At 64.9% G+C, this 22,111-nt stretch carries 16 protein-coding genes and 3 pseudogenes; 8 read left to right on the forward strand and 11 right to left on the reverse strand.

Going from position 1 to position 22,111, the window contains the following annotated elements; translation table 11 throughout:
- Nucleotides 1-129 precede the first annotated feature (129 nt).
- Nucleotides 130-832: pseudogene (locus tag V7Q39_RS07215) on the forward strand (IS6 family transposase).
- An 80-nt stretch (nt 833-912) separates the two neighbouring features.
- Here the strand turns inward: V7Q39_RS07215 and V7Q39_RS07220 are convergent.
- The 5 genes and pseudogenes from V7Q39_RS07220 to V7Q39_RS07240 form a co-directional block, all read right to left on the reverse strand.
- A pseudogene (locus tag V7Q39_RS07220) lies at nt 913-1,247 on the reverse strand (transposase); the annotation flags it as partial.
- 46 nt (nt 1,248-1,293) lie between these two features.
- Complete coding sequence (locus V7Q39_RS07225; protein WP_333815884.1) at nt 1,294-2,586, reverse strand: class II D-tagatose-bisphosphate aldolase non-catalytic subunit; 1,293 nt, start codon at nt 2,584-2,586, stop codon at nt 1,294-1,296.
- A 40-nt stretch (nt 2,587-2,626) separates the two neighbouring features.
- Entirely contained in the window at nt 2,627-3,469 is an 843-nt protein-coding gene (locus tag V7Q39_RS07230) for a carbohydrate ABC transporter permease (RefSeq protein WP_333815885.1), read from the reverse strand.
- 1 nt (nt 3,470) lies between these two features.
- The gene (locus V7Q39_RS07235) at nt 3,471-4,352 is read right to left on the reverse strand and encodes a carbohydrate ABC transporter permease (protein WP_333815886.1); all 882 of its coding nucleotides are present in this window, start codon (nt 4,350-4,352) and stop codon (nt 3,471-3,473) included.
- 76 nt (nt 4,353-4,428) lie between these two features.
- A complete protein-coding gene (locus V7Q39_RS07240; RefSeq protein ID WP_333815887.1) occupies nt 4,429-5,658 on the reverse strand; it encodes an ABC transporter substrate-binding protein in 1,230 nt (409 codons plus the stop codon).
- A 308-nt stretch (nt 5,659-5,966) separates the two neighbouring features.
- On the opposite strand from V7Q39_RS07240, the gene V7Q39_RS07245 reads away from it, so the two are divergent.
- From V7Q39_RS07245 to V7Q39_RS07275, 7 genes and pseudogenes are all read left to right on the forward strand, one after another.
- Complete coding sequence (locus tag V7Q39_RS07245) at nt 5,967-6,995, forward strand: ABC transporter ATP-binding protein (RefSeq protein ID WP_443082496.1); 1,029 nt, start codon at nt 5,967-5,969, stop codon at nt 6,993-6,995.
- A 63-nt stretch (nt 6,996-7,058) separates the two neighbouring features.
- On the forward strand, nt 7,059-7,913 hold the full coding sequence (locus V7Q39_RS07250) for a transcriptional regulator (RefSeq protein ID WP_333815889.1): 855 nt from the start codon (nt 7,059-7,061) through the stop codon (nt 7,911-7,913).
- A 28-nt stretch (nt 7,914-7,941) separates the two neighbouring features.
- Complete coding sequence (locus tag V7Q39_RS07255) at nt 7,942-9,057, forward strand: SIS domain-containing protein (protein WP_333815890.1); 1,116 nt, start codon at nt 7,942-7,944, stop codon at nt 9,055-9,057.
- On the forward strand, nt 9,054-9,974 hold the full coding sequence (locus tag V7Q39_RS07260) for an ROK family protein (RefSeq protein WP_333815891.1): 921 nt from the start codon (nt 9,054-9,056) through the stop codon (nt 9,972-9,974). Before V7Q39_RS07255 ends, V7Q39_RS07260 begins: the two co-directional genes overlap by 4 nt.
- An 18-nt stretch (nt 9,975-9,992) precedes the next feature.
- Complete coding sequence (locus tag V7Q39_RS07265; RefSeq protein ID WP_333815892.1) at nt 9,993-11,120, forward strand: N-acetylglucosamine-6-phosphate deacetylase; 1,128 nt, start codon at nt 9,993-9,995, stop codon at nt 11,118-11,120.
- 31 nt (nt 11,121-11,151) lie between these two features.
- Nucleotides 11,152-11,440, forward strand: a pseudogene (locus V7Q39_RS07270) (IS6 family transposase); the annotation flags it as partial.
- A gap of 842 nt (nt 11,441-12,282) precedes the next feature.
- Nucleotides 12,283-13,776, forward strand: coding sequence for a leucyl aminopeptidase (locus V7Q39_RS07275; RefSeq protein WP_333815893.1), 1,494 nt, complete (start codon nt 12,283-12,285; stop codon nt 13,774-13,776).
- A gap of 35 nt (nt 13,777-13,811) precedes the next feature.
- On the opposite strand, the gene V7Q39_RS07280 is transcribed toward V7Q39_RS07275, so the two are convergent.
- The 6 genes from V7Q39_RS07280 to V7Q39_RS07305 all read right to left on the reverse strand — a co-directional run bounded on the left by V7Q39_RS07280 (nt 13,812) and on the right by V7Q39_RS07305 (nt 21,943).
- Nucleotides 13,812-15,665 carry an ABC transporter ATP-binding protein gene (locus V7Q39_RS07280; protein WP_333815894.1) on the reverse strand — a complete coding sequence of 618 codons (1,854 nt, stop codon included), beginning with the start codon at nt 15,663-15,665 and terminating at the stop codon, nt 13,812-13,814.
- Nucleotides 15,662-16,633: an ABC transporter permease gene (locus tag V7Q39_RS07285; protein WP_333815895.1), complete on the reverse strand. Its 972-nt coding sequence runs from the start codon at nt 16,631-16,633 to the stop codon at nt 15,662-15,664. Before V7Q39_RS07285 ends, V7Q39_RS07280 begins: the two co-directional genes overlap by 4 nt.
- 1 nt (nt 16,634) lies before the next feature.
- Nucleotides 16,635-17,681, reverse strand: a complete 1,047-nt coding sequence (locus tag V7Q39_RS07290) for an ABC transporter permease (RefSeq protein ID WP_333815896.1) — start codon at nt 17,679-17,681, stop codon at nt 16,635-16,637.
- Complete coding sequence (locus tag V7Q39_RS07295; RefSeq protein WP_333815897.1) at nt 17,681-19,363, reverse strand: ABC transporter substrate-binding protein; 1,683 nt, start codon at nt 19,361-19,363, stop codon at nt 17,681-17,683. The genes V7Q39_RS07290 and V7Q39_RS07295 overlap by 1 nt, the downstream gene beginning before the upstream one ends.
- 89 nt (nt 19,364-19,452) lie before the next feature.
- A complete protein-coding gene (locus V7Q39_RS07300) occupies nt 19,453-20,361 on the reverse strand; it encodes a proline iminopeptidase-family hydrolase (RefSeq protein ID WP_333815898.1) in 909 nt (302 codons plus the stop codon).
- A 22-nt stretch (nt 20,362-20,383) separates the two neighbouring features.
- The gene (locus V7Q39_RS07305) at nt 20,384-21,943 is read right to left on the reverse strand and encodes a D-aminopeptidase (RefSeq protein WP_333815899.1); all 1,560 of its coding nucleotides are present in this window, start codon (nt 21,941-21,943) and stop codon (nt 20,384-20,386) included.
- Nucleotides 21,944-22,111: the final 168 nt, after the last annotated feature.

The following is a 22,111-nucleotide window of genomic DNA, read 5'->3' on the forward strand; positions in this document are numbered from 1 at the left end:
TCAAAACAGGCGTCCCGTGGCAGACCCAGCCCGGTAGATGACACAGTTGCTAGCCCCTCGACGGCCAAAGGGGTGTTGTCAGAAGAACTTCGCTTGCGATGGGGTAGGGCGGTTTACTAGCCTTATTGCATGACCAAACGCTCCCCTTTCGCTACTTCAAGACGAGCCCGGAGATCATCCGCTTGGCCATGATGTTCTACATCCGCTTACCGCTGCCGCTCAGGAATGTGGAAGACCGCCTGCATGAGCGCGGCGTGGAGATCAGCACGAGACGGTGCGGTTCTGGTGGAACAGGTTTGGCCCGATGATCGCCTGCGAGATCCAGGAGAAGCGGGTCGAGGCGATGCGCGTGCATCGGCACTGGCAGTGGCACGTGGACGAGGTTTTCGTGAAGATCAAAGGGGTGACACATTACCTCTGGTGTGCTGTCGATCATGAAGGCGAAGTGTTGGAAAGCATCGTCACCAAGAGCCGCGATCGCAAGGCAGCGCTGAAATTTCTGAAGAAATCGATGAAGCGCCACGGGCGACCAGAAACCATCGTGACCGACAAGCTTCGATCCTACGCTGCAGCTTTAAAAGAAGTTGGTCGCGGCGATGACCGCGAGATGGGGCGCTGGCTCAACAACAGAGCAGAGAGTTCGCATCTGCCGTTCCGACGACGAGAACGAGCGGTGTTGCAGTTCCGGCGCATGCACACCTTACAAAAGTTCGCTTCAGTCCATGCCTCGGTCCACAACCACTTTTCGACGGAGCGCCACCTCCAAGATCGCGGCGCCTACAAGCGGACCCGCGCCGTTGCTCTCGCTGAGTGGCGCGGTCTTCTCGCCTGACAGTTCGGCGGGGTAGGGGAAACGGAGACCAGTTCGCATTCGTCTGACAGCACCGCCAGTTTTACCCATCATTGGTCTCCCCTTTGGCGGGGGCCGCTGCTAACCGCCGGTAACGGGGCACTGTCAGTGCGCCTGAGGTAGGTCGCATCGATCATTATCGTCTCGTGTTCGGCGCTTTCGGCGGCCAGGCCCATCATGATCCGGGCGAAGACCCCGTTGTCACTCCAGCGGTTGTAGAGGGTCTTCGCCGGCCGTATTCCCTGTGCGCATCGCACCAGCGCAAGCCATTGCGATTGATGAAAATTATACCACTTAAGACACGTCGATCATCAACACGCGGCTTGCTGTGGCTCTTCGGCAGGAACGGCTTAAGACGCTCCATCTGCGCCTCAGAAAGCCAGTATAGGTTGCTCATCGGTCAAGTCTCCTTGCAGAGCCTGCATCACGCTAAATGAACGAAATCAACGGGTCCTGAGCCTAGGGGCGCTGCCGAAATAGGGTAGCAACGTCTCCTGGATCTGCGCCTCGATAAGGGCCCTTGGCCAGTCGGTTCCCGGTCCTTCCAGCGCTAGAGCGCGAGAGATCGTCGCCTCAGCGAAGAACTGGGTCAGCAGGAGGTTCTGCCGCGGCTTCTGCCGCAGAAAATCCAGCAGAGCCGTCACCATGTTCCGCGCAACCGGGCGATCCCAGTAATAGCGGATACGGTCGGCATAGCCGAAATGGCGCAGCAGGCGCAGTTCCTCTGTATTGCCCTGATAGTGCCGCTGCCACTGGCCGGGATCCTCGGCCAGCAGGGCCTCCATGCCCGACCGCACCGAGGGCGGCCTGCCGTCAAGCCAATCCGCCATCATGTCCAGCGCATAGACGGCCTGCCGAAAGGCAAAGGTCAGCGCGGGCCCGACCTTGAGCACCGCGAAATGCCGTTCGGCGAGCGCGGGATAGACTTCCGAGCGCTGATAATCGGTCGAATGCGCCTCGAAGGCGATGCCGGGGAAGTCCGTCAGCACCGGGGACAGATGATCCGGCGCGCCGATATCGAAGGCATGGACATGATCGCCCGAAAACTCCAGTCCCGGCTGGACCACCAGCGACACCACACGCGACCACCCTTCTGCCGAGACCCCGCTCAGGATTGCGCTCTGCTGCGCCAGCAGGGTCGCACGGGCATTTTCGGGGCGGGTCGGGATGACGGTCGCATCCGCCTCATCGGCGCGCGCACCTCCGGGGGGCGGCACCTCGGTGCCGACGATGTAAGACAGCGCACGCGGATCCGGGGCATACCGCTCGCAGATCGCCATCAGCCGGGCCGTGCGCGTCGCACTGACCGCATCCGAGACCTGAGCGGGTTCTCCAGCGCATCCTTCGGAGCAATCGAGATGGATCTTTGTGAAGCCCGCCTCGACGAACAGCCGGAGCAACGTTTCTGCGTGGTCCATCGCCTGATCGGCCGGCAGGGCCCGCCAGACCTGCGGGCCAAGATGGTCCCCCCCCAACACGACCCTGTCGAAATCCAGTCCGGCCTCGTTGCAGATCCTGCGCAGATAGCTGACGAAATCTGCCGGCTGCATCCCGGTATAACCGCCGAACTGGTTGACCTGATTGCTTGTGGCCTCGATCGCCAGAGGCGCACCGAGATGCGCCGCCAGCCGCGCCGAGGCCCGCAGCACATCGGGATGGGATGAGCAGACGGAAGGCAGCGCAACCGCCTCGCCCGCCCGGTTCCGGGCGATGATGTTTGCCAGCAGATTTGTCATTGTCACCCCCGCGGCAGGTGGATCAAGATATCTGCCGCCTTCATTTGACGCCGCCCATGGTGATGCCGCTGATCATCCTGTCGGACAGGAAGATGTAGATCAGGATGGTCGGCACCATGACGATGGTCACCCCGGCGAACAGCCCCGGCCAGTTGCCGCCGGAGTATTGCATCGAGGTGATCAGCGAATAGATCCCCAGCGACAGCGTCCGGTTTTCCTGTGCGCTGATCAGCACGAGGGAAATCTGGTATTCGTTCCAGAGCCCGACAAAGTTAAGGATGGCCACCGTCGCGGCCCCCGGCGTGGCAAGGGGCAGCATGACGTGCCAGAACACCTGCCAGTCCGAGCAGCCGTCGATCACCGCCGCCGATTCCAGATCTGTCGGCAGCGACGAGAAGAACCCCTGCAGCACATAGATGGTGAAGGGCAGCGAGACCGACAGATAGACCAGTGTCAGCCCGGTCAGCGTGTCGATCAGCCCGATCTCGCTGAGCATGACGACCAGTGGAATGAACAGCAGCGGGATCGGGATACCCATGCCGAAGATGAAGAAGTTCAAAAGCGCCTTGCGACCACGGAACTTGCCCCGGCTCAGCACATAGGCGGCTGGCAGCGCCACGGCCAGAAGGCCGATGACCGAAGCGGTGACCACAAGCAGGCTGTTCAGGAAGTATTCGCCGAAGTGGCTGGTCACCCAGACCTTGGAATAGTTGATGAAGGCCGGGGACGAGGGGAACTCAAAGGGTTTCCCGAACAGGCTGCGGGTCGATTTCAGCGAGGCCATGATGACCCAGAGCACCAGGAAGATGGTGAAGGCGCCCCAGCCTGCGAGAATGATCCAGGCGATGCCGCGATGAAGCCGCTGTTGGGTGGAAGGCCGCATCTCAGAACTCCACGCGTTCACGCCGGGTGGCCCATGTCAGGACAAGGACTGCCAGAATGGTGAAGAGGAACATGCAGACACCGATCGCGGTGGCATAGCCTAACTCATAGACAGGCTGGCGGAAGCCGAAGCCCATGATGAAAAGGTATATCGACGGGGTGAGCAGGTCCTGACTTGGCGTCGGGCCGCCAAAGGCAAAGGGGAACTCCATCATCTTGATCGCCTCGATCACCCAAAGGACCATGGTGATGGCGATCACGTCCCAGATCATCGGCACCGTGATCAGACGGAACATCTGGATCGGGCCGGCGCCTTCGATCCGGGCCGCCTCATACATGTCGGTCGGGATCTTGTCGGCGCCGGCCAAGATCAGGATGGTGAAGAAGCCGGTCGAGATCCAGACCAGTCCGACCAGCATCGACCAGAAGATGTTGTCGGGCGTGGTCCATGAAATGGCGGCAGCCTGCTCAAAGCCCAATGATTTGAAAAGATTGGACAACATGCCGTAGCGCGGCATGTAGATGAAGGACCAGAAGGTCGAGAGCGCCACCACCGCAATGACATTGGGCATGAAGATCAGCGCCCGGAACAGCTTTTTGCCCCAGATGCCGGAATTGATCAGGATGGTGAACAGGAAGGCCAGCGCGAAGATGGCAACCCCGCCGACCACAAGGATCAGCGCCATGTTCTTGATGCTGAGCCAGAAGATCGGGTCGGCTAACAGCTTGGCATAGTTTCCAAAACCGACCCAGCGCGGGGTCTCGCCGAAACCGGAGGTTTGGAACAGGCTAAGGTAGAAAGAGGCGAAGGCCGGCGCCATCACGAAGAACAGATACAGCAGCACGGCCGGGGCAAGGAAGGTGAACACCATCCGGCGTCGCATGAAACTCTCCTCGGGCGAAGGGGCGGCAAAGCCCGGACCGACCCTGTGGCCGGTCCGGGGATCAGATCAGCGGGCGTTACTGGGCATCCCAGTATTTCTTCGTTTCTGCCGCCATGGTGTCGACAAACGCCTGAGCCTCGATCTCGCCCATGAACATCTTGTTCTGCTGCGGTGCGAGGACGGTGGTGTAGAAGTCCGGGTAATTCACACCGACGCCGCCGTAGATATTGCTGATGGCGGTGGCATTGGTCGCGGCCTGATAGGCCTCATCCAGCATCGCCGGCCACGGCACACCGGCACGGGTGCTGCCCACGCTGCCCTGCTCGACAATGATCTTCTGCGCCTCTTCGCTGACGAGGAAGGTGAGGAAATCGACCGCTTCGTCTTTGTGTTCAGAGCTTTCCAGCGCGATCATCGACAAGAGCGCCACCTGCAGGTCGGCTTGCTGGCCCGCGCCGCCCTCGACCGCCGGGAAGTTGAAGGCGCCCCAGGGGAAATCCTCTCCCGCCGAAGAGGAAAGCTCTGCCGGCAGCCAGGATCCGTTCAAGTTGCCCATGGAATCGCCCAGAGCCACCGTTTGCTGGCCGGCCGGATACTGGAAGCCGCGCGCGTCATCCGGGATGCAACGGCCCCAAAGACTTTGCGCCATCTGTGCGGCTTCCAGCACTTCGGGCTTGCGCCAGCTTTCACCGGTCTTGTCCTCGAACGTCGTCACCAGCGCGTTCACGCCCAGCTTCCGCTCCAGCAGATACGAGAAGTAATACAGCGCGTAGGTGTCGTCATTGTCGACCACCAGCGCATATTTGTCGATCTTGCGCACCGCATCGCACAGGGCGAGCAGCTCGTCCCAGGTGGCGGGTTCCTGCCCGCCAGCCTCTGCCATCATCTCGGTGTTGTACCAGAAATTGACTGAGTTGTAGACATAGGGCACTTGATAGTGCTTGCCCTCGGAGGCGTAAATGTCAAAGACGCCAGGCAGCAGGGCTGCCCCGAAATCGGCATCGACCAGACCGTCAAGCTGCAGCGCAAGCCCCTGTTTTTGCAGCCCGCCGATCAACTGGTCGCCGTCCTGATCCATCAGGTCGACCTTTGTTCCGGCCTGAAGTGCTGCACGCAGCTTGGTCTGGTTGCCGCGACCGTTCCAGACCACGCTGAAGGTGGTGTCGGGATTCTTGGCCGTGTAGGCGTCCATGATGGCGCGCAGGGCAACGGCCTGCGGCTCCGGCTCGTTCCACATCGACCAGAAGACCAGTTCGGAAGCCCCTGCCTGCGGCGCCATCACCGCAAGCGCGCAACCCGCAAGCATGGAGGACAGGAGTGGGCGGGAAGATCGTGTCATTTCAACCCTCGCTGTTGGAGTGAGCCAGCCTTTGTGGTGGCTTTCTATGATTCGCTTCAAAAATATGTAGCGAAATTTCTATTCGGGCAACTTATTTGCGAAGCTCGTTACATGGCTTGCTGGACATCGGCCCTGATCTAGAGCGGCAGGCAGAAAAATATGTTGTAAAATTACATTCTTCAAATAACCTGTCCCGGACTGTCGACTCTGAGCGGAGACAAGGCGTGGGCGAACTCAGATTGCAAAACATAGGCAAGTCGTTCGGAACGCTTGAGGTGATCCGCGATGTCAGTCTGACCATCCGGACCGGCGAATTTCTGGTGCTGGTCGGCCCGTCTGGCTGCGGAAAATCCACCCTGCTGCGCTGCATCGCAGGGCTGGAGGCGATCACCAGCGGCACCTTGACGGTGGACGGCATCGACATCACGGATGCGGCCCCGGTAGAGCGCGGCCTTGCCATGGTGTTCCAGTCCTACGCGCTTTACCCCCATATGACCACCGCCCAGAACATCGGTTTCGGCCTGCGGATCGCCGGTGCGCCAAAGGCCGAAATCGCCACCCGGGTGGCCGAAATCGCGGCCCTTCTGAGGATCGAACACCTGTTGCCGCGCAAACCCAAGACACTGTCGGGCGGCCAGCGTCAAAGGGTGGCCATCGGACGGGCGCTTGCACGCAAGCCGCGCTTTTTCCTGTTTGACGAGCCGCTATCGAACCTTGATGCCGCCCTGCGGGCCGAGATGCGGGTGGAACTGGCCCGCCTGCACGCCCAGTTGGGCAACACCATGATCTATGTGACGCATGATCAGGTCGAGGGCATGACCCTTGCCGACCGGATCGTGGTGATGAATGCCGGCCGGATCGAGCAATGCGGTTCGCCGCTGGAACTGTTCAACCGGCCCCGCAACAAATTCGTCGCGGGATTCCTTGGCCAGCCGCCCATCAACTTTGTGCCAGCCACCGGCTGGACGCAAACCGGGTCCGAGGTGCGGCTGACGCTGCCTGGCGGCACGGTCAATGTGCAGTCCGTCACCCGGATCGCCACCGGAGAGCGGCTTGAACTGGGCATCCGACCCGAAGACATCCGCCTTGCCCACGAAGGGCTGCCGGTGACCGTCGAGGTCGTCGAACATCTTGGAAACGAGACCATTCTCCACGGTCGGCTGGGCGATGCCAGCAGTCTGACCATCCGCCTGACCGGTCAGGCCGGAGTTCAGGCCGGCGATCTTTGCCATGTCGTCCTTGACCCGCAGCGGGCAATCCTTTTCGACGCGGCGGGCGACAATGTCTCGAACCCTTGGTCCTAGGACCAGCCCCATCCATGACGCCCCGGCCTGACCACGGGGCGAAAGATTGCCGAAGGACATGCCATGGAAGCGCCGCTTCTCACGCGGATTACAGAGCAGAGAGACAGCCTGTCGCGCGCCTTCAGGCTGGTTGCGGATGTGCTGCTGGCCGATCCAGAGCGTTTCATGGCCGGTTCGGTCCAGGAGATTGCGGCGGCGGCCGGGGTCAGCCAGCCCTCGGTGGTGCGCTTCTGCCGCCACTATGGCTTCAGCGGGGTTCCGGACTTCCGCATCGCGCTGGCCATGTCGCTGGTGGCGCAGAACGCGACACGGGTCCGGCCCTTTCTTGAGCCGAGCATGGCCGACAAGGCAAATGTCAACACCGACAAGAAGCGGGCCATCGCCGAAACGGCCCTGCAGTTGATCGCAACCGACCGGGCGATCATTCTGGATTCCGGTTCCACCCTGCAGCTTTTTGCCGGCCATCTGCGCGAGGCGGCGGCGCTGACCATCCTGACCGCCGGCCTGAACATCGTCGAGACGCTTTGGGGATGCCGCCAGCATTCGGTGATCATGCCGGGTGGGGTCGTGCGCTTTGACGCCCACGCCCTGACCGGCCGGATGCTGGAACAGTCGCTGGCCAACATGCGCTTTGACACGATCTATCTTGGCGCCGACAATTTCGATGCCGAAGACGGGCTGAGCACCTTCAACGAGGACGAGGCGCATCAGGGAGCGGCGATGGTCGGGGTTGCCAAGCGCATCGTGGTGCTTGTCGATTCATCGAAGTTCCACGCGACCAGCCTTCACCGCTTTTGTGCCATCGACCGCATCGACACCGTCGTGACCGACTGGGCGGTGCCCGATGAGGTTGTCTCCACTTTGCGGGGCCATGGCGTCACCGTCATCATCGCTCCGGATCCTGCCCGAAAGGTCTGACATGCTTCCTTCCTCGAACCCGCCTGACATGCTGTCACGGTGGACCACCTATCGGGAGATCGTTGCCCAGCCACAGATCTGGCGGGACTGGGCCCGCCCGCTTGGGGACCATGCCGCCAGGATTGCCACCTGGTTCCAGCCCGACGCCTATGACCAGATCTGGCTTTGCGGGGCTGGCACCTCGGCCTTCATCGGAGAGGCGCTGGCGACGCATCTGAACCGCGCGCCGCATCCGCTGCGCTACCGTTCCATCGCAACCACCGATCTTGTGGCAAGCCCCGGCGCCTATCTGCGCCCGCAGGACAGGGTTCTGGTGATCTCGTTCGGGCGCAGCGGCGACAGCCCCGAGACCTTGGGCCTGCTTGATTTGCTGGATCAGCACATGCCCACGGCCGACCAGCTGCATTTCACCTGCAACCCGAAGGGCGCACTTGCCCAACGCAAGGCCGCCGGCTCGGGCCGCCGCGAAGTGGTGCTGCTGCCGTCTGCAACCAACGATGCCGGCTTTGCGATGACCTCCAGCTATACCACCATGCTGATCTCGGCGTTGGTCTGTCTTGATCCGCAGACCACCCCCTCTGCGGAAAGCCGTATCGCAGCGCTGGCCAGCGGCGCTACGGATGTCATTGCGGATATGCTGGCCCGGATGGATGAGGCCGACCCGTGCCCTTCGCGGGCGGTCTTTCTTGGCTCGGAGGTGCTGACCCCCTTTGCCCGCGAGGCCGCGCTGAAGGTGCTGGAACTGACCCATGGCCGCATCCCTTCATGCTGGGAAAGCGCGATGGGCTTCCGCCACGGGCCGAAAGCCATTCTTGACAGCGAAACACAGGTCTTTTCCTTCCTGTCCGGCACCGCTCAGACCCGCCGCTACGAAGAGGACGCCGCGGATGAGATCCGCCGCCAGTTCGGCGCGGCAGCCGTCATCACCCATGGACCCAAGGACAGCCGCGCGGATATCATCATCGATGGCGCGGATCAGGACATCTGGCGCGGCCTTCTCTACGTGCTCACGGCGCAACTTCTGGCGGTCTGGTGGTCGGACCGTCTGGGCTTCAACGTCGACAACCCGTTTGAAGACGGCAGCCTGTCGCGGGTGGTGTCGGGGGTAAGGCTTTACCCTTACCTGACCGGGGACGGGCTGTGATCGTCGGCATTGATCTGGGCGGCACCAAGATCGAGGCCTGCCTGTTCGACCACCGGCTGGAGCCGATGATCCGCCGCCGCACCGCGACCCCGACCAGCTCTTTCGAGGCGATGCTGGACGGGCTGGTCGACCAATACCGCTGGGCCTGCGCAGAGGCGGGGCAGCAGGGCCTGAAGCTCGGGATCGGAGTGCCGGGTACTGTCGACAGGCTGACGGGACGCCTTCTGGCCTCGAACCTGCCGAGCACCGACAAATCACTGCCGCGCGAACTGGAGCAGCGGCTGAACGTGGCCGTCGCCGCCGAGAACGACTGCAAGTGCTTTGCCTTGTCCGAGGCGAATGGCGGCGCGGGCGCGGGCGCAACGACGGTCTTCGGCCTGATCCTTGGCACCGGATGCGGTGGTGGGGTCTGTCACAGGGGCGCCTTGGTGCGCGGGCTTGCCGGCCTTCCGGGCGAGATCGGCCACCTTGGCATCCCGGTCGGTTTCGCGGGGCGGGTTCCTGTGCTGACCTGTGCCTGCGGGCGTGTGGGTTGCTATGAGACCTTGGTCTCGGGTCCGGGGTTGCAGATTCTCGGACGCTGGATGACCGGCGATGATGCCCCCGCGCCAGAGATCGCCGCCCGTGCGGCAAGCGGTGCGACCGGGGCGACCGCGGTCATGGCACTGTGGTGTGAGCTGGTTGCCGAGCTGCTTTTGACCATCCAGACCAGCATCGATCCGGACCATATCGTCCTTGGCGGCGGGCTGTCGAAGATCCCCGGCATCACCGGCCTGCTGACGGCACGGATGCAAACGACGCTGATGGAAGGTGTGCCCTTGCCGCAGCTTTCAGTGGCGCAGTTCGGCGATGCAAGCGGCGTGCGCGGCGCGGCCATGCTGCATATCCATGCCACCGGACCCGCCCTCCAGACCTAGCCATGAGGAACCCCTGAGATGACCAGCCACCCCACGCAGCCGCCCAGAGGCAATATCCTGACACCTTCGGGCTGGATGCTTGGCACCATAGCGTTTGACGGTCCAAGGATCGCAGCCCTTGATGCCGCGCCCTGTCTGCGGCCCGAAGAAAACGGGCTGCCATTGATCCTTCCCGGCTTCATCGACCTGCATATCCATGGCGGCAACGGTTCAGACTACGCTGATGGCGAGGACGGTATCCGCGCCTTCATGCGCTATCATGCCCAACAGGGAACCGTGGCCCTGACGCCCACGACCTCGACCGCCCCGATTCCGGTGATCGAGACGGCGCTGGCCGATATCGCCCGCGTCCAGAGCGGCCCCGCCAAGGATGAGCCGGTGGTTCTGGGCGCCCATCTGGAAGGTCCGTTCATCAATCCCGGCAAGCTGGGGGCGCAAAGCGATTGCACCCTGCTTCCCGACCTTGATCTGGCCGCGCGCTGGATGAAGATCTGCGGGCTGCGGATCGCCACAGTTGCGCCGGAAATGCCGGGCGGGATGGAGCTGACCTCCGCGCTTGCTGCGATGGGATGCAGGGTTCAGGTCGGCCACAGCCTTGCCTCGCCCGAACTTCTTGCAAGGGCCTTCGGCAGCGGGATGGTCGGCTTCACCCATCTCTTCAACGGCATGTCGGGGGCGCATCACCGCGATGCCGGCGTCGGGGCCTTTGCGCTGGCCCATGGGGACTATGCCGAACTGATCTCGGACATGATCCATGTCGATCGCACCATGATGCTGGCGGCCATCCGGGCCATCCCCCGGCTTTTCGCGATCACCGATGCCACGGCCGCGGCAGGGCTGCCCGACGGCCGCTATGCCAGCAGCGATGATCAGGCGGTCATCAAGACCGGGCTGACGGTGATGACCGAAGACGGGCGCTCGCTTGCCGGAAGTGCCATCACCATGCTGGATGCCTATCGCAATCTTGTCTCTCTCGGTCTGTCTCCCGCCCGCGCCTCCGAACTGTGTTCAACCCGTCAGGCAGACTATCTGGGGCTGGAGGATCTTGGCCGGCTGACCCCTGGCCGCAGCGCAAGCCTTGTTGTCCTGAACCAGCGGGATCTGTCGATACAAGAGGTCTGGATGCGCGGCGTGAAAATCCGCTGAAGGCCGCGGGTCACGGGTGCCGAAGGGCCTGGTCGTGACTGACATGCTTAGATCATACGGCGCTGCGCTGAAGGACCTTGGGCGCGGCGACGATCTGGAGATGGGCCGCTGGCTCAACAATCGAGCGGAGAACTCGCAGCTGCCGTTCCGACGAAGCGAGCAGGTTGCGGTTCCGCCGCATGCACACTTTGCAGAAGTTCGCTTCATTGCATACCTCAGTCCACAACCACTTTCCAACGGAGCGCCACCTCCATCGTGACACCTACAAGCAGACCCGCGCCGCCGCTTTCGCCGAGTGGCGCGGGCTTCTCGCGGCCTGAGCGGCAGGTGGGGTAGGGGCAACGGAGACTGGTTCGCATTCGTCTGACAGAGCCCACCAAGGAGGCCCTTGCGGTCGCGAAGGCGCGAGGGGCGAGGCTGGGGAATCCGAACGGCGCGGCCAGCCTGCGACGGGCCGGCAAGGGCGGAGCCGCCCTGCGCGCTAACGTCACCGCCAATACCAACAGCTTCGCCCGTGACCTTGCCCCCCGCTTCGCGGATAGCCGGGGCCGGCGGGCACGGCTCCCTCCGCGCCATCGCCGCCGAGCTCACGGCGCTCGGCATCAGGACATGGCGCGGGGCAAGTGGGGTGTGGCAACGTGAAGGCGGTGATGGAAAGGATTGCCAGTCTGGAAGTGCTGTAGGGTGTGTGAGCGCTGGTCGGCGACAACGGTTAGAACGTGGTCCGCGCAGGCCTATCCTCCGAGGCCGCTCGCAGGGGACTTGCAAGGTTCCGTTGACGCATGCGCAGCGGCCATTCATCTTCTGAAAGCTACGAAGCCAGCACTGGCTGACTTGAGTGAGCCATGAGGCCATTCTGATCTGGAGCTTTCTGTTTCCAGGTGTCGCTGTTCGGATTGCCCCGCACGAGCGTCACGTCCGGCAGACGGCGGCCTGAATCGCTCCAGTTCAGGCTGCTGCAGGCTATCGACGCTGCAGGGCAGGTTAATGTCGCACGGCAGAGGGGCTCCGTAGGGGACATTCATTGTTCGGTCGCGCAGGGCAGGGGCTATGGCCCCACACTATGCGCCACGGACGTCGGATACAGGAAAACCGCCCACACGCCCCTTGCAACGCGGTCCAGCGGCGGTATGACTTCCGGAGCCAATCACAGGATCATGTCATGTCCATCATTCTCGACCCGGCCCCGCCGGGCAGTGCCGTCACGGAAACCGCGGAAGTGATCGTCCTGGTCAAGGCCGGACAGGCCGGCTTCGGCCCCGAGGCGCTGGCGTTGGACGCCAGGACGGGCGGCGCGATCTCGCGGGCGATGCAGGCTCCGCGCTGCAAGGGCAAGGCGGGGGAATGCATCGACCTGCTTGCACCCGTTGGCTTGAACGCGCGGCGGGTGGTGGTGCTGGAACTGGGCGAGGCCGGGGTGCTGACCACGCTGGAGGCGACCCGCGCCGGGGCGGCGCTGGCCCGGCATCTGGAGGCCGAGGAAGAAACCGTCGCGGCACTGGTCTTCGAGGCCCCGGCGGGAGCTGCTCTGCCCGCCGAGGATATCCTCGCCCGCGTCCTGCTGGGGATGCGGCTGCGCAACTACCGGTTCCCGATGATGGCGAAGTCGGAGACCGCGCCCGACCTGCGGCTGACGTTGGCCGCCGCCGACGGCCCGGCGCTGGCCCGCAGCGCGGCGCTGGCCGAGGGGGTGGCGCTGGCCCGCACGCTGGTCAACCTGCCGGCCAGCCACCTGAACCCGGACAATTTCGCCGACCACCTTGCGCCGCTGGCCGAGGCCGGGATCGGCATCGAGGTGCTGGAGAAAGCCGATCTGGAGCGGCTGGGCATGGGGGCGGTGCTGGCGGTCGGCAATGGCTCGGCCCGGGCGCCGCGGGTGATCGTGCTCCGCTACCAGGGCGCGGAAGGAAAGCCGCTGGCGCTGGTCGGCAAGGGCATGTGCTTCGACGCGGGCGGACTGTGCATCAAGTCCGGGCCACAGATGTTCACCATGAAAGGCGACATGGGCGGTGCGGCGGCGGTGATCGGCACTATGCTGGCGCTGGCCCGGCAGAAGGCGAAGGTCCATGTCGTCGGTGTCCTCGGCGTGGCCGAGAACATGCTGTCGGGCAATTCCTACAAACCGGGCGACGTCGTGACCACGATGTCGGGCCGCATGGTCGAGGTCTTCGACACAGACTGCGAGGGGCGGATGGTGCTGGCCGACATCCTGCACTACGCCGCGACGCGGTTCGAGCCGGCGGCGATGGTCGATCTGGCGACGTTGACCTATTCGGTGATGCGCGGCCTCGGCCATGTCTTCGCCGGGCTGTTCGCCACCCATGATGAGCTTGCCAACGGCCTGCTGGCGGCTGGCGAGGCGACGGGCGAGCGGTTCTGGCGGATGCCCTTGGACCATGCCTATGACGAGGGACTGCGGTCGCCCATCGCCGACCTGCGCCAACATGCCCGGGATCTGGAGGACGGCGACTGCGCCTTCGCCGCGGCCTTCCTGCGCAACTTCACCGAGGGGCGGCCGTGGGTCCACCTCGACATCGCCGGGAAGGAGATCGTTGACGAGGACCGGCTGCACGCCCGGCCGGGCGGCGCGGGCTTCGGGGTGCAGTTGCTGGAGGAATGGATCACCTCGGGCGCGGCGACGCGCTTCGCAGGGTAAGGCTGGAAGGGCGGCCAACCGGCCGCCCTTTTCCTTCAACCCTCGATCATCACCAGATGGCCGGGGGCGACTTCCTCATACCGCCGCACGGGCGGCGCATAGTCCAGCGGGCGGATCGGGGTGCGCAACTCGGTCACCGCCAGGTTGCGCCGCAGGTGGCGTCGGGCCGGGTCGGGCACCGTCACTGCGCCGATCAGCTGGCGGGTATAGGCGTGGCGCGGGCGCTCCAGGATTTCGGCCCGTGGCCCGATCTCGACGATCTCGCCCATATACATCACGGCGATGCGGTGGCTGATGCGCTCGACCACCGCGATGTCGTGGCTGATGAACAGGAAAGCGATGCCCATCCGGTCCTGGATGTCGAGAAGCAGGTTCACCACCTGCGCCTTGACCGACACGTCCAGCGCCGAGACGGATTCGTCGGCGATGATCAGCCTTGGGTCCAGCATCAGCGCCCGGGCGATGCAGACCCTTTGCCTCTGCCCGCCCGAGAATTCATGCGGGTAGCGTTCCAGCATGGCGGCGGTCAGTCCGACCTGATCCATCAGCCTGGCGGCCTTGGCGCGGCCCTCGGCCGCCGTTCCCATGCCGTGTTCAAGGAAGGGCTCGACCAGCGCGTCGCCCACGGTCATCCGCGGGTTCATGCTGGCCAACGGGTCCTGTGGGATCATCTGGATCTCACGCCGCTTGCGCCGCATCGCCTCGGCCCCCAAGCCGAAGAGGTCGTCGTCCCCCAGTCGGACGCTGCCGGTGGAACGGTCGTTCAGCCGGATGATCGACCTCCCCGTGGTGGACTTGCCGCAACCGGATTCGCCCACCAGTGAAAGCGTCTCGCCGGGGAAGATGCGGAAGGAGACGTTCTCTACCGCATGGACCCGGGCAACGCGGCGGTTCAGCATCCCGCCGCGCACGTCGAAGCGGGTCACCAGGTCGCGCACGTCGAGGATTGGCGCGGTCAGGTCCGGCTTGCTGCGCAGCGGCAGGGCTTCCCCGGCGACGCCGGTCTTCATGTCCACCACCGGGAAACGCAACGGCGCCGGCTCGCCCTTCATGCTGCCGAGGACAGGCACGCTGGCCAGCAGCGCCCGGGTATAGGGCTGCTGCGGATCTGCGAAGATCGCCGCCGTCGGTCCCTGCTCGACGGATCGGCCGCGCAGCATCACCACGGTGCGGTCGGCCATCTCGGCCACCACGCCCATGTCGTGGGTGATGAACAGCATCGCCATGCCAAATTCGGCCTGCAGATCCTTCAGCAGGTCGAGAATTTCTCCTTGCACCGTCACGTCCAGCGCCGTGGTCGGCTCGTCGGCGATCAGCAGCTTCGGGCGCGAGGCCAGCGCCATGGCGATCATCACCCGCTGCCGCATCCCGCCCGAGAAGGCATGGGGGTAGTCGTCGATCCGCTTGGCCGCGTTGGGGATGCGCACCCGCTCCAGCAAAGCGATGGCTTGCCGCCGCGCCTCGGCCTTCGGCATGTCGCGGTGACTGGTCAGCGCCTCCATGATCTGGTCGCCCACCCGGTAGATCGGGTGCAGGCTGGTCATCGGCTCCTGGAAGATCATCGCCGCCGCCTGGCCGCGGATGTGGCGGATCATTCCCGCCTCGTCCAGCTTCAGCACGTCGTGGCCGTCCAGCAGGATCGAGCCTTCCAGCCGGCTAGTCGCCGGGTCCAGCAGACCCAGCACGGACAGTGAGGTCACGCTTTTCCCCGAGCCGGATTCGCCCACCAGCGCCACGGTCTCGCCCGGGGCGACATCGAAGGACAGGCCCTCGATCACCCGGGTCCAACTGTTGCGCGCGCCAAGGAACGAGACCGACAGGTCGCGGATCGACAGGATCGGCCTGGTGCCGACCGCAGCGGCAGGGGTCAGGGTTGCGAGGTCGGTCATGCGCGTCTCATCCGCGGGTCGATCAGCAGGCAAAGGAGGTCCACCACCGCATTGGCGACGACCACGAAGAAGCTGGCGTAAAGCACCGTCGCCATGATCATCGGCAGGTCCAGCACCTTCAGCGCCTGATAGGTCAGCCGCCCGACACCGTTGATGCCGAAGACCACCTCGGTCAGCACCGCGGCCCCGCCCACCAGCACGCCGAAATCCATGCCGAACATGATGACGATGGGAATGATCGCGCTGCGGGTGGCGTGTTTCAGCAGCACCTTGCGCCCGGTCAGGCCCTTGGCGCGGGCGGTGCGGATGAAGTCTTCCTGATAGGTCTCGATGATGCCGGTGCGCAGCATCCTTCCATAGAGGCCGATGTACAGGAAGGCCAGCGTCAGCCAGGGGAAGACCATCGACCGGAACCACAGCCCCGGGTCTTGCGAGAACGGCGTGTAGCCAAGGGCGGGCACCCAGGAGAAGGCCCAGGTGTCGTGCAGCCGGTTCTGGGTGATCAGGTTCACCATCTCGCCCACCCAGAACACCGGCATGGCGACGGCCATCATGGATATGCCCATCAACAGCTTGTCAGGCCATCGCCCGCGCCAGGCGGCGGCGGTGATGCCGGTGAGTATCCCGCCCAGCATCCACAGCACCGCGGCCCCGGAAACCAGCGACAGCGTGGCGGGGGCTGCGGCGGCCACCGCCGGCACGATCTGCTGGCCGCGGTTAGCGAAGGAGGTCAGGTCGCGCGTGATGAACAGGCGCTTCATCATCAGCCCGTATTGGACATAGAGCGGCCGGTCGAGGCCGAAGTCCTTGCGCACCGCCTCGATGGTTTCCTGCGCGGCGTTCTTGCCAGCGATGCGTGCGGCTGGGTCAGAGGAGGGGGTGGCGAAGAAGATCAGGAAGGTGATGACGGAGATGCCGAACATCACCACCACCATGCGCAGAAGGCGCGAAAGGATGGCTGCCAGCATCTCAGCGCCCCCGTGCCGATTTCGGGTCCAGCACGTCGCGCAGCACGTCGCCGAACAGGTTCAGAAGCAGCACCGTAACCATGATCGCCAGGCCCGGCGCCAAGGACACCATCGGGCGCGAGTAGAGCAGCGTCTGGCCGTCCTGCAGGATGGTGCCCCAACTGGCGTTCGGCGGCTGCACGCCCACCGATAGGAAGGACAGCGAGCTTTCGGTGACGATGTTCAGCGCCATCAGCATCGGCGCGAAGACGATCAGCGTGGTCGAGACATTCGGCAGGATATGCCGCCACAGGATGCGCCCGGGCCGGATTCCCAGACCGCGGGCGGCCATGACAAATTCGCTCTGGTTCAGCGCCAGCACCCGGCCGCGGATCGGGCGGGCGACATAGGGCACATAGACCAGGCCGATGATCAGGATGGGCACGATCAGGCTGCCCGAGGATATCTCGAACGGCCCGAAGGCATAGCTCTTGCCGATCATCACGATGGAAAGCGAGATCGCCAGAAGATAGACCGGGAAGGCCCAGATCATATCGATCAGGTTGGACAACACGCCATCGACCGCCCCGCCCAGATAGCCCGCGGCGATGCCGACGATGGCCGCGATCAGCAGGCAGAGCACGGTCGAGGCCCCGGCGATCAGCAGCGAGTTCTGCCCGCCATACAGCAGCCGAGCCGCCACATCGCGGCCCTGCCCATCGGCGCCCAGCATGTATTGCGGCCCCCAGGTCGGCCCGATCGGCGTTACGCCAAGGCCGAGGCCCTCGGTCGATTGCTGCATCACCGGGACCGGCTTGCCGTCGATCTTAATCTTGGCCGACAGGCCGGAACGGAACGGATCGGTGCCCGCGACATGTTTCGCATAGACCGGGGCCAGCAGCGTGGCGATCACGATCAGCACCAGAAGCGCAGCAGAGATCATCGCCGTGGGGCTTCCCAGCAACCCCTGGAGGACACGCCTCCAGGGGCCGCGGCGCGACCAGACCTTCTCCCCGGCCGAAGGGTCGGCCGGGGGCAGGGCGGTCTCCTGTTCAGGGGATGCGCCCATCACTGGACCCAGGAATTCCCGACAAGCCAGTGGAACTGGCTGGAGAATTCATAGTTGCCCATCCGTGTGGAGATCAGGTCCACGTCCTTCGGCGTGAACAGCGGGATCGCCGGGGCCAGCTTCATCATGTCGTAGTCGATGTTGCCCCATTCGGTCAGCGCCGCCTCCGGGTCGGTCCCGGCCAGCGCCATCGCGGCCTTCATCCGGTCGTCCAGCCCCTTGTCGCAGATCCCCGACATGTTCACCGAGCTGTCAGAGCCCGGGGTGAAGCTGTCGCAGCCGAACAGCACGTTCAGGAAGTTCGAGGCCGCGGGGTAGTCCTGATACCACTGCGTCACCGAAATCTGCACATTGTTGTTGGTGTTCTGGATATAGGTGAACTGGATGTCGCCCGAGATCGACTGCACGGTGGCGTCATAGCCCAGTTCGGTCAGCACGGTCTGCAGATAGGTGCCAACCGCACGGCCTGTCGACGTGTCGTCGGCGACGACCGTGACCTTCTGGCCCTTCGTGCCCGATTCCTCGACCAGCGCATGGGCCTTCTCCATGTCCGGCGCACTCCAGAACTCGCCGGGATCGGCGGTGTAGTCGCAACGGTCGGCATGGCCGGGCATGTCCGGCGGCAGGATGGTGCAGACCGGAGAGGCCAGCGCCGGGCCGCCGAAGACCGACACCAGTGCATCGCGGTCGACGGCATAGTTCATCGCCTGCCGCGCCTGCAGGCTGTCGAACGGCGGGATGTTGACGTTCAGTGGCGCATACCACCAGGCCACCAGTGGCGAGACGCGAAGCTGGTCGGGGTTCGACACACTCAGCTCGGCCAAACGGTCCGAGGGGACGGGTTCATACATCCAGTCGGCCTGACCGTTCAGGATGGCGTTGACCGCCGCCTCCTCGGTGCCGCCGAAGGTGTATTCGATCCGGTCGGGATAGCCCTTCGGCTGGGCGTCCTTGCTCCACTCCTTGAAATGCGGGTTGCGCACCATGATCAGCGAGGCGTTCGGGTCGTAGCTTTCGAACATGTAGGTGCCGGTGCCGGGGATCGGCTGGTTGCCGGCGTCCTTCATGACCGTGTCGGCGGGCATGATCACCGCATGCGGCACGGCCAGCTTGAACAGGAACTCCGCATCCGGCGCCACCAGGTTGATGGTGATTGTGTTGGTCGCGGCATCGCCGATCACGCCGCCTTCCAGGGTGCAGGTCTCGGCCTCGGCCAGGCATTTGTCGGCGCCGACGATGCCGGAGTAGAAGCTGCCCGAGGTCGGGCTGGAAACCTTGAAGATGCGCTGGAACGAGGCCACCACGTCATCGACCGTCAGGTCCTTGCCGTTCGAGAACTTGATGCCCTGCCGCAGCTTGAAGGTATAGGTCTTGCCGTCGTTCGTCACCTCGGGCATCGCCTCGGCCAGATCCGGCACCACATCGGCGCTTTCCGGGCCGCCCACCTTCTTGAAGGCCATCAGCCCGTCATGGGTGTAGATGAACAGCGGCCAGTAGCGCGCGGTATAGTTGATATGCGGGTCCAATGTGCCTTCGGACGAAACCCCCAGAAGCTTCATCGTGCCGCCGTAATGCGCATCGTCCTGTGCCATCGCGGGGAAGGCCGCGCCGATGGCCAGCGCGGCGACGCCGCCCAGGAAACGGCCCTTCAGCCGCGCCCTGATGGATCTGATCTCACTCATATTATGTCTCCCTTCTGGTGCCATGGCGGCCACACAGCCGCCGGATTTCTTTCCCCTGGAACAGATGCGAGGGGCGCGCGGGAAAAGGATCAGCCGGTGCTTTGTTCCACATCGCACCGGGCCAGGAAGTCCCCGACCACTTTCATGCAGTCGTCGAATTCCTCGACATGTGGCATATGACTGGAATTCGGAAAGACATGCCAGCGCACATCCGGGATACCATCGGCGAAAGGCTGCACCGTCGCCGGGGTCGCCTCGTCAAACGCACCCGAAATCAGCAGGGTCGGCACCTCGATCAGGTGAACCCGGTTCACCACGCTCCAATCGGCCAAGGTGCCGGTGATGTGGAATTCGTTCGGGCCGATCATCAGGTTGTAGACGTGGGAATCCGCCTCCATCGCCGCATTGGTACGCTTCACCGCATCGGGCAGCGGGTCCAGCCGGCAGACGTGGCGGGCGTTGAAGGCCTTGGTCGCCCTGGCATAGTCGGGGTGATCGGTGGTGCCGGCGGCCTCGTGCCGCGACAGCACCTCCTTCACCTCCTCGGGAAGGGCGTCGCGCAGGCGGCCGGTCTCTTCGATCCAGACCGGCATCGAGGCCGGACTGTCCGCCAGCACCAGCGCCTTCAGCCCTGCGGGCCGGGTGATGGCGAATTCCGCCCCCAGCATCCCGCCCCAGGACTGGCCCAGCAGGTAGTAGCCCCGTCCCAGGCCCAGGTGGGCGATCAGATTGGTCAGCTCGTCCAGGAACAGGTCCACCGTCCAGAACTCCGCCCCTTTCTCCGGCAGGCGGGTGGACCGGCCATTGCCGATCTGGTCGTAATGGATCACCGCCCGGCCCGCCCCCGCCAGCGCGGCGAAGCTCTCCACATAGTCATGGGTGCAGCCCGGCCCGCCATGGGCGACGATCAGCGGCGTCAGGCCAGAGGTCAGGTCGCCCGTCACTCGATACCAGGTTTCGTAATCGCGGAACGGGGCCTTGCCTTCGGTGACCTGCATGGAAGTGTCCTGTCTGCCCGGCTCAGGCCAGGCGGGTGAAGTCGAGGCCGCGGGCCAGCCAGCAGCCGAGGGTCAGGCCGATCACCGCGCCGCCGGCATCGCGGCGGACCCGCAGCGTCCAGTCGCCCGGCGCGGGGGCGTCCATCGACCGGCGGGTGCGCAGCAGCCAGACATCCGGCCCGGCGGGAAGCACCGGCTCCATCCGCCCCTGACCCAGCCGGCCGGTGAACAGCGCGAAGACCGCACCGTCGCGCGCCTCCAGCCGCAGGGTGCCGCCGGTCTCGCCGCAGCGGTACTCCCCGGCGAGGACCCCGCCATCGGCGGTTTCCATCACCGGCAGCGGCTGTAGCAAGGTGTCGAGGTTGTCGCGCCGCCGCTGCATCCGCAAGCCGTCGCCCTGCCATTCGACCCGGATCTCCTCGGAGGCGAGGACGCCCGGCCCCTGCTGGCGCAGCACCTCGGGGCCGGTGGCGAAATGCAGCTTCACACCCTCGGCTTCCGGCTCCAGCCGGGCGATCAGGCCCGTCGTGGGGCAAAGCCATTGCCCCTCCCACCCCGGCTCCGGCGGCTGCCACGCGGGCTCGGGCTGGCCGAGTGCCGCGCGCATCAGGAAGGCGGCGGCGTCATGGGCGCTGGCTTCGTGGTTGAACATCACCACCACCGAGACCCGGGCCGCGGCCGCATGCATCCGCTGCGCCCGGAAGCCACGCAGCGCGCCGCCGTGGCCCGTGACGGCGACGCCGCCCACCGCCTCATGCGACAGGCCGAAGCCATACAGCGCGGGGGTCCCGTCGGCGAAGGTCACCGGCGCCGACAGCCGGCGGTAAATCCCGGCCGGGTCGTCGCGGGTGGCGTCGATCCAGGCCTCGTAGGCCAGCATGTCGTCCAGCGAGGCTGAAATCCCGGCATCACCGACCCAGTAGATGCCGTTGTCGGCGGGGAAATAGCCGGTGGCCTCGTTGCCCTCGTAGCCGGTGACACCATCCTCGGGGTGGCGGGTGTCGGCGGTCAGCACCGCCGTCCGCATGCCCGCGGGCCCCCAGATGTGCCGTTGGTAGAGGTCCGCCAGCTCCTGTCCGGTGGCCTTGCGGATCAGCTCGGGCAGCAGGCGGTAGTTAGCGTTGCAATAGGAATAGCCCATGCCCGGGGCGAAATGGCCGCTGCGGGTGGCGGCGATCATCGGCAGCGCATGTCCGGGGCCGAACGTCTGCTCGGCCTTTGCGCCCTCGACCACCGTCATCGCCCAGTAGTCGCGCAGGCCCGACTGGTTGTGGCACATCCGCCGGACCGGGGGCAGCGGCTCCAGCGCCGGCAGGAAGCCCGGCAACAGCGGGTCCAGCGCCTCCGGCTCCCCCACTTCGGCCAGCAGGGCACCGCAGGTGAACTGCTTCGAGATCGAGCAGATCGGCAGCCGGGTCTGCCGCGTCATCGGCCGATGGCTCTCCAGCCCGGCATAGCCCCAGGCCCGCGCGGCGACCTCCCTGCCGTCGCGCAGCACCACGACGACGCCACCCGGCCCCGGGAAGCGCCGGGGCAGCAGGTCAAGGGCAAGGTCCAGGGTAAGGGGATTCCGGTCAGCCATGTCCGGGGCATTTTCGCCGGAAATCGGGCAAGCGCAAGGGGCCGAGAGGGCAATCAGGACCGGTTCTGACGAAGAGGCCGCGCTCGAGTGGATCGAGGTCGCGAACATGATCCGCAAAGGACAGATGACGCCCGGGCTCTGTCCGTTAGCTCAGTTTGCAGCGCTGGC

Origin of the sequence: Tabrizicola sp. (assembly GCF_036781545.1) — a bacterium.
In the GTDB taxonomy this organism is placed as follows: domain Bacteria; phylum Pseudomonadota; class Alphaproteobacteria; order Rhodobacterales; family Rhodobacteraceae; genus Tabrizicola.